This window comes from Limnohabitans sp. (assembly GCF_038134685.1).
Classification (GTDB): domain Bacteria; phylum Pseudomonadota; class Gammaproteobacteria; order Burkholderiales; family Burkholderiaceae_C; genus Limnohabitans_A.
The window spans coordinates 43,663-51,500 of the sequence record NZ_JAYPVP010000013.1; the positions used below are offsets into that span (position 1 = coordinate 43,663).

Genomic DNA, 7,838 nt, shown 5'->3' on the forward strand with positions numbered 1-7,838 from the left:
CGCTACCTTCGCCCCCCTTCAGGGAGCATTAGCTGGTTAAAAATACCTTCCGCGACACGGCTGAACCGGTTGGCGGATGCGACAGTGTGGCACTGGAAGGGCCTCATGAAACTGTTGCATTGTGCCACGGTCTTGCCAATATCAAACTTACAGACTCATTTTTGTTGCAAGAAAAAAAGACCCCGTACAAGACGGGGTCCATCATCAGGCTTTGAGCAGGTCAACGATCTGGTGCAAAGCGCTGGGATCATCGATGGTGGTCAGATCCCCGGGGTCGCGGCCTTCGCACACTGCCTGAATGGCACGACGCAACACCTTTCCTGAGCGGGTCTTGGGCAAAATCGTCACAAAGCGCACACGGGCCGGCCGGGCTACTGCGCCCAGCTGGCCGTCGACCACTTTCATGATTTCTGCTTCCAGCTTCTGTGCGTCTTCAGCACTTTTGACTTTGCTGGGATCCTTCAGCACCGCAAAACCTACCGCAACTTGCCCCTTGAGCTGGTCGGCCACGCCCACCACGGCGACTTCGGCCACATTGGGGTGGCTGGAGATGCTTTCCTCGATCTCGCGGGTGCCCAAGCGGTGGCCGGCGACGTTGATCACGTCGTCGGTGCGGCCCAGGATGTAGAAGTAGCCGTCCTTGTCTTTCACGCCCCAGTCGAAGGTGGAGTACATGGTCTTGCCGGGGATGCTGGTCCAGTAGGTGTTGACGTAGCGCTTGTCGTCGCCCCAGACGGTCTGCAGGCAGCCCGGAGGCAGCGGGCCTTCGACCGCGATCACGCCCTTCTGGTCAGCTTCGGTGATTTCCTCGCCGGTGTTTTCGTTGATCAGCTTGACCTCATAGCCGTACACCGCCTTGCCGGGCGAGCCGTACTTGGTGGGGGCTTTTTCGACGCCGTTGCAGATCGCCATGATCGGCCAACCGGTTTCGGTCTGCCAGTAGTTGTCGATGATGGGCTTGTTGATCGCGCCCGCCATCCAGGTGGCGGTGGGCTCGTCCAGCGGCTCGCCGGCCAGGAACAGGGCCTTGAGGCTGGAGAGGTCGTATTTCGTCAGGTAGGCCGGGTCCTGCTTTTTGAGCACACGGGCGGCCGTGGGGGCCGAGAACATGACCGAAACCTTGTACTTTTCGACCAGGCTCCACCAGATGCCCGCGTCGGGGTTGGTAGGCAGGCCTTCGTACATGATGGTGGCCATGCCGTTGATCAGCGGGCCGTAGATGATGTAGCTGTGGCCCACCACCCAGCCAATGTCGGACGTCGAGAAATACGTCTCGCCGGGGTTGCCCATGTAGATGTGCTTCATGGACGCAGCCAGGGCCACGGTGTAGCCCGCGGTGTCGCGCTGCACGCCCTTGGGCTTGCCGGTGGTGCCCGAGGTGTAGAGGATGTAGCTGGGGTGGTCGCTGGCGACCCAGACGCAAGGCACGTTGGCGTCCATCACCTTGGCGCGCTCGGTGGCGTAATCCACATCGCGGCCAGCCACGGGGTTAAGCGGGGCCAGTCCGCGGTTGACCATCAGCACCTTGGCGGGTTTGTGGGCCGCCAGATCAATGGCGGCGTCCAGCAGGTGCTTGTAAGGCACGGCCTTGCCGCCACGCATGCCGGCGTCGGCACTCACGATGGCCTTGGGCTGCGCGTCGTCAATGCGGCTGGCCAGCGAGTGGCTGGCAAAGCCGCCGAACACCACCGAGTGGATGGCGCCAATGCGCACGCAGGCCAGCATGGCAAAACAGGCCTCTGCAATCATGGGCATGTAGATCAACACGCGGTCGCCCTTGCCTACACCTTGGGCTTGCAAGATGGCGGCCATGCGGTTGACCTCAGCATGCAGCTCGCGGAAGGAATAGGTTTTTTCGGTGTTCGTCTCGGTGGAAACGAAGATCAGCGCATTCTGGTCTGCACGAGTGGCCAGATGGCGGTCCACTGCGTTGTGACAGAGGTTGGTCTCACCGCCCTTGAACCAGATTGCAAAAGGCGGCTTGCTGTAGTCGCAGACCTGTTCGTAGGGCTTGTGCCAGTCAATCAACTGAGCTTGTTCACCCCAAAAAGCATCGCGTTCGACGATAGAACGCTTGTGAAATTCTGCATAGCTTGCCATGAGGGCTCCTCTAGATTTTTATATCAGACACTCGAACCAGCAGGATACGAACACCCCGTCGGCGATTTCTGAATTCATAATTATGAAGAGTGGACTTGCGGCAAGCTGACTTTCACTTGAACAGTTGCTGCATCGCCTTGAATGAGGGGTGTTCAGCCGAGCGCACCCATTCAAAGGCCACCATCTCCGCCGTCACCAACTCTGCGCCCGCGCCGGCAAGACGGTCGTAAGCGGCATCGCGATTGCGCTCGGTACGTGAAGTGCAGGCATCTGTCACCACCCAGACATCAAACTCGTCTTCGAGCAAATCCAGCGCCGTCTGAAGCACACACACATGTGCCTCCACACCTGCAATGACAATGCTTTGACGTGAAGGTGCCGCTGGCTGGGGCTTTTGCAGGTGTCTGGGCAAGCTGCGTGCATTGCCGCGGGGCGTGGCCGCAGGCTCTGGCTTGAGCCATTCGCCCAAGCCCTCTTCCACAGCACTGAACTGCATTTTTGCGAGTACCCGCTGACAGTATTGGCGCATGTTTTCATCCAGAACGCCGAGCTTGGACGGGTTCTGCTCGGTTCCCCAAACAGGAATTTGCAGGGCTTGGGCCAACGCCGCCAAACGTGTGGCATTGCCCCACGCATGAGCAGCATCGTGCATGGCCGCTTGCAAGCGAGGTTGAAAATCAACCAGAACCAGCTGGCTTTCCTGTGCATCAAGCAACATGAGAACATCTCCACAAACATCAATGATTGGATTGTCGCTTGTACAAAGCCTGGCTTGTCAGTTCACCTTGTCTTTACATCCCGGCGGCATAAACCGCTTCCAGAGCGGTTATGCTCGCAATCTATGTCTTTGAATCCTTATGTACTGGTTTTGACTTGTGCTTGCGCCTATGCGCTGGCACAGGGACCCGCACGCGCGCAGGAGACCTCAACGACAAACCAGGCGTCCGCCGCCGTCTCAGCACGTAAAAACCTGCTCGACCAGTGGGGCCAGCAAGTCAGCCACGCCAAAGACAGCGTCGGATTCGGTGCAGAAGAACTCGTCACACGCGCCATGGGTTTGCTGGGCGTGCCTTACAAATTTGGGGGTAACTCCGAAGTCAAGGGACTCGACTGCAGTGGTCTGGTGCGCAACGTCTACGAAAAAACCTTTGGCATGGTGCTGCCCCGCCGCGCCGAAGAACAGGCGGCCGCTACAGAAACCATCGAACGCACCGAATTGCAACCCGGCGATCTGGTGTTTTTCAACACCATGAAGCGCGCGTTCAGCCATGTGGGCATCTACGTCGGGGACGGGAAATTCATCCATGCGCCTCGAAAAGGCAAGCGCGTCAAGATCGATGACATGCGCTCGGCCTACTGGCAAAAACGCTTCAATGGTGCTCGCCGCGTCCAGACTGAAGAGGGTGTCGCGTCTCCCGCGCAAATAATCGAGTAAGCCCTTTCCGGTTCCTACTCCTCACTCCTCTTTGGGCAAGCTGGCGAGCAAGGCCAGCCCCAGGGTCAGCATGGCCGCAGTCAACCACAGCCCCGCCCTGAAATTGCCGGAAGCCTGAGCCATGGCACCCGTCAATGCAGGGGCGATCACTTGCGCTGCGCCATAGCTGAGCGTCAGTTTGGCCATGGCTTTACCCGGATTGGCAGGCGAGCGTCGTCCGACCAAAGCAAGAGTCAGACTCACAATGCCGATGAAAGTGGCACCGTAACCGGCAGATCCGATCAGCGCTGCAGGCAAAGAGCTCGACGCCGCGGGCAGGATGACAGACAGAATTTGCAAAAACATGGCCAGCATCAAGGCCCGAATGTCACCCAGAGCACGTGCCACACGGTCCCATAAAAACACTGCCGGCATGGCAGCTACCCCCACAAGCGCCCAGGCCCAGGGTCCCTGCCCCGCCAAGGCAGGTTCGCGCTCCACCATCGCGACCGTGAAGGTGGCACTGATCACAAACCCCCAGCCTGCCGTGAAGTAACTGAGCATCATCGTCCAGAGCCAGCGCCCGGATGGCAAGCCTGTAGAAGACTGGGCTTGCCTGGGCGTTGCCGCAGGGGGTACTGGCGGTCGCCAACGCCAGGCCGGCACAAAAAACAGCAGTCCCAGCGCCGCAAAAGCCAGCCATTGGCTGGCCCAGTCACTGAGCCACAAACCCAGCAGCCATGCGCCGAGGGCAGACACCACGATGCCGACGCCGATACCCATGAAATGAAGCCCCAGCTCGGGCCTGCGACCGTGCTGCATCAACCAACCCAGAACCAGTCCAGAGCCCAGCAACATGCCTGTAGCGCCGCACAAACCGCCGATGTAGCGCCACAACGCCCAAGCCGGCCACCAGGCCGACAGGGCCATGGCTGCCGTCACAAGTAACGCCATCCATAGACCCGCGCTATAGAGGCGATGACGCCAGCGCACATCATCCAGCCAGGCAATCGCCAAAGCCCCACTCATGTATCCCGCGTAATTGACGGCGGCCAACGCGCCCGCTGCCGAATCGGTCAAACCGGTCTGCGCCTGCATGACGGGCAACAAGGGCGTGTAGGCAAAACGCGCCAACCCCAGGGTCAGCACCAGTCCCGATAGACCGCCCGCAATCACCTGCCAGGGTTTGAGTGTGGATGTTTGTGACATGGGTCAAGTATGGAGCATGTCGGGGTCAGAAGATCAAACCCTTCGGCCCCACACGTCGCCTAACGGACAAGCAGGCACAATACCTCCTTCGTCAACGGCCCACACCACACCACGCCCATGTCCATTCAATGGTTTCCCGGTCACATGCATCTGACGCGCCAGGCGATTGCCGAGCGCATCAAAGCCATTGATGTCGTCATCGAAATGCTTGATGCCCGCCTGCCCGGCTCCAGCGCAAACCCGATGCTGGCCGGGCTGATCAAGGGCAAGCCCGCGCTCAAGATCCTGAGCAAGCAAGACCTGGCCGACCCTGTGCGTACCCAGCAATGGCTCGACCACTACAACGCCCAGGACGGTGTTCGCGCCATCGCGCTGGACAACAGCATGAAGCAGCCCGCCAAGGCACTGGCTGCAGCCTGCCGCCAGCTGGCCCCCAACCGGGGTGGCATGGATAAGCCCATGCGCGTGCTCATTTGCGGCATCCCCAACGTGGGCAAATCAACCCTGATCAACACCCTCAAAGGCAAAGCCGCAGCTAAAACCGGCGATATTGCGGGCGTGACCAAAACCGAGCAGCGCGTCACCATTGCTGACGACTTCTATCTGTACGATACGCCCGGCGTGCTGTGGCCGCGCATCATCGTGCTGCAAAGCGGCTACAACCTGGCCGCCAGTGGTGCCATTGGCGTCAACGCCTTTGACGACGAAGAAGTGGCCCTGGAGCTGCTGGCCTACCTGATGGCGCATTACCCGCAAGAGCTGATGGCCCGCTACAAACTGGCCAGCCTGGAAGGTCTGAGCGACGAGCAGGTGCTCAGCGCTGTGGGCCGTGTGCGCGGCGCCCTGCTGCCCGGCGGGCGCATCAACACCACCAAGGCGGCAGAGGCTGTGATTCACGACCTGCGCTCGGGTGCGCTGGGCACCATCACGCTGGAAACGCCCGAAGAATTTGCGAAATGGCTGGCCGAAGGCAAAAAGGCCGATGCTGAGCGCGCAGCCCGCAAGGAAGAGTTCGCCAAGGCCAAAGCGCAAAAAACCTCGCAACGGGCGCGCACGCGCAGGTAAGCATGGTGAGCGCAGTCCCCTCCTCCACCGTCGTCATCGTCGGCGCTGGCCCTGCCGGGTTGATGGCGGCGGAAGTGCTCAGCGACGCAGGCGTTCGCGTGCATGTGTACGACGCCATGCCCTCGGTCGGGCGCAAGTTCTTGCTGGCGGGCCTGGGCGGGCTGAACCTGACCCACGCTGAACCTTGGGCTCAGTTCATCACCCGCTACGGCAAGCGCCAAACCGAATGCGCCGGTTGGCTGCAAAACTTTGATGCACAGGCCATACGCAACTGGGCGCAGGGCCTGGGCGTTGACACCTTTGTGGGCAGCTCGCAGCGCGTGTTCCCCAACGACATGAAGGCCGCGCCCCTGCTGCGAGCCTGGCTGCAGCGCCTGCGCCACCCGGCTCAGGGCTCTCCGGTCACCTTTCATATGCGCCACCGCTGGAACGGGGACATCCGCCACGAGGGCGGCAGCTACGTTCTGGGTTTCGACACCCCCACCGGTCCGCATAGCGCACAGGCAACAGCTGTGGTACTGGCCTTGGGCGGCGGCAGTTGGGCCAAGCTGGGCTCAGATGGTGCCTGGCAGCCCTGGCTGCAAACCCTGGGTGTGGACACCACCCCGCTGCGACCGGCCAACTGCGGCTTTGACATCGCAGGCGGCTGGAGCGAACGCTTACGCGAGCAGTTTGCGGGCCACCCGCTCAAAGGCGCGGTTCTGAACTTTGAAGGTTTTTCGCGTAAAGGCGAATGTGTACTGACCGCCACCGGCATCGAAGGTAGCCTGGTCTATGCCGCCTCCGCACTGCTGCGCGACACGATCGAACGCAAAGGACAGGCCACGCTGCACCTGGACCTCAAGCCCGAATGGAGCCCCGAGCGTGTGCTGGCCGAAGTGGCCCACCCACGCGGTTCGCGAAGTCTGAGCAGCCACCTCAAAGGACGCTTGAATCTGGCTGCGGTACACCTGGCGCTGCTGCATGAAGTACTGCCGAAAAACGCGATGAACAACACCACAAAGGTCGCTGCGGCCATCAAGGCCCTGCCGTTGACTTTGTCTGCCCCCCGCCCCATCGACGAGGCCATCAGCAGCGCCGGTGGCGTCCAGCTTGAAACGCTCGACTCACATTTGATGTCCCGCCAACACCCCGGCCTGTTTTTTGCTGGAGAGATGCTCGATTGGGAAGCACCCACAGGGGGCTATCTGCTCAGTGCCTGCCTGGCCAGTGGCAGGATTGCCGCGCAGGGCGTGTTGAACCTCATTTGAACAACCATGCACAACCCACCGCCCAAATACGATGTTCTGATCAGCGAAGTGGGGCCACGCGATGGCCTTCAATCGATCTCGGACATCATGTCAACATCCGCCAAATGCCGCTGGATTGACGCTTTGGTCGAGGCAGGCTTGCAGGAAATCGAAGTGGGCTCCTTTGTGTCTGCAAAACTGCTGCCGCAAATGGCAGGCACCGCCGAAGTGGTAAAGCATGCCTGCACACTACAAGGACTGCGCGTCATGGCCCTGGTCCCCAATCTGAAGGGGGCTCAGCTGGCACTCCAGAATGGCGCTCACAAAATCACCCTGCCCGTCTCTGCCAGCGAGGCCCACTCATTGGCGAATGTACGCAAGACCCACAGCCAAATGATCGCCGAGCTGAAGGCGGTGATGGACCATGTACGCGCACACAACGAACAAGCAACGTATCCGGTCAGCGTTGAAGTGGGGTTATCCACTGCGTTTGGGTGCACCCTGCAAGGTCACGTACCGGAAGATGATGTGATTCGTCTGGCACATGCCTGTGCAGAGGCAGGCGTGGATGAAGTCGGTTTGTCTGACACCACTGGCATGGCCAACCCTGCCCAGGTCAAACGTCTGTTTACACGCCTGCAACAGGAGCTTGGCAAGCATGCAGGGGCAGCCCATATGCACAACACCCGCGGTCTAGGCCTGGCCAATTGTCTGGCTGCATGGGAAGCTGGCGTTCGCACTTTTGACAGCTCCATGGCAGGACTCGGCGGCTGCCCCTACGCACCAGGCGCTTCGGGCAACGTCGTCACGGAGGACCTGGT

General features: G+C 60.6%; 7 protein-coding genes. 4 read left to right on the forward strand and 3 right to left on the reverse strand.

Translation table 11 applies throughout. The annotated features are described in order from the left end of the window. Positions 1-204: 204 nt before the first annotated feature. Complete coding sequence (locus AAFM15_RS07370) at positions 205-2,100, reverse strand: propionate--CoA ligase (RefSeq protein WP_341686059.1); 1,896 nt, start codon at positions 2,098-2,100, stop codon at positions 205-207. A 112-nt stretch (positions 2,101-2,212) separates the two neighbouring features. Then, positions 2,213-2,818, reverse strand: a complete 606-nt coding sequence (locus AAFM15_RS07375; RefSeq protein WP_341686060.1) for an isochorismatase family protein — start codon at positions 2,816-2,818, stop codon at positions 2,213-2,215. A gap of 123 nt (positions 2,819-2,941) precedes the next feature. Here AAFM15_RS07375 and AAFM15_RS07380 point away from each other — a divergent pair, with 123 nt between their 5' ends. Then, the gene (locus AAFM15_RS07380; protein ID WP_341686061.1) at positions 2,942-3,535 is read left to right on the forward strand and encodes a C40 family peptidase; all 594 of its coding nucleotides are present in this window, start codon (positions 2,942-2,944) and stop codon (positions 3,533-3,535) included. 21 nt (positions 3,536-3,556) lie between these two features. On the opposite strand, the gene AAFM15_RS07385 is transcribed toward AAFM15_RS07380, so the two are convergent. Further along, the gene (locus tag AAFM15_RS07385; protein ID WP_341686062.1) at positions 3,557-4,723 is read right to left on the reverse strand and encodes a YbfB/YjiJ family MFS transporter; all 1,167 of its coding nucleotides are present in this window, start codon (positions 4,721-4,723) and stop codon (positions 3,557-3,559) included. A gap of 117 nt (positions 4,724-4,840) precedes the next feature. Here AAFM15_RS07385 and ylqF point away from each other — a divergent pair, with 117 nt between their 5' ends. The 3 genes from ylqF to AAFM15_RS07400 form a co-directional block, all read left to right on the forward strand. Further along, positions 4,841-5,788, forward strand: coding sequence for a ribosome biogenesis GTPase YlqF (ylqF, locus tag AAFM15_RS07390; RefSeq protein ID WP_341686063.1), 948 nt, complete (start codon positions 4,841-4,843; stop codon positions 5,786-5,788). A 2-nt stretch (positions 5,789-5,790) separates the two neighbouring features. Next, positions 5,791-7,038, forward strand: a complete 1,248-nt coding sequence (locus tag AAFM15_RS07395) for a TIGR03862 family flavoprotein (protein WP_341686064.1) — start codon at positions 5,791-5,793, stop codon at positions 7,036-7,038. 6 nt (positions 7,039-7,044) lie between these two features. Further along, on the forward strand, positions 7,045-7,838 hold a 794-nt coding region (locus AAFM15_RS07400; protein ID WP_341686065.1), incomplete at its 3' end, for a hydroxymethylglutaryl-CoA lyase.

What these genes read in the sequence shown, in the direction of transcription:
- AAFM15_RS07370 (WP_341686059.1), bottom strand. Translation starts at nt 2,100, where the DNA reads ATGGCAAGCTATGCAGAATTTCACAAGCGTTCTATCGTCGAACGCGAT.
- AAFM15_RS07375 (WP_341686060.1), bottom strand. Translation starts at nt 2,818, where the DNA reads ATGTTGCTTGATGCACAGGAAAGCCAGCTGGTTCTGGTTGATTTTCAA.
- AAFM15_RS07395 (WP_341686064.1), top strand. Translation starts at nt 5,791, where the DNA reads ATGGTGAGCGCAGTCCCCTCCTCCACCGTCGTCATCGTCGGCGCTGGC.
- ylqF (WP_341686063.1), top strand. Translation starts at nt 4,841, where the DNA reads ATGTCCATTCAATGGTTTCCCGGTCACATGCATCTGACGCGCCAGGCG.
- AAFM15_RS07380 (WP_341686061.1), top strand. Translation starts at nt 2,942, where the DNA reads ATGTCTTTGAATCCTTATGTACTGGTTTTGACTTGTGCTTGCGCCTAT.
- AAFM15_RS07385 (WP_341686062.1), bottom strand. Translation starts at nt 4,723, where the DNA reads ATGTCACAAACATCCACACTCAAACCCTGGCAGGTGATTGCGGGCGGT.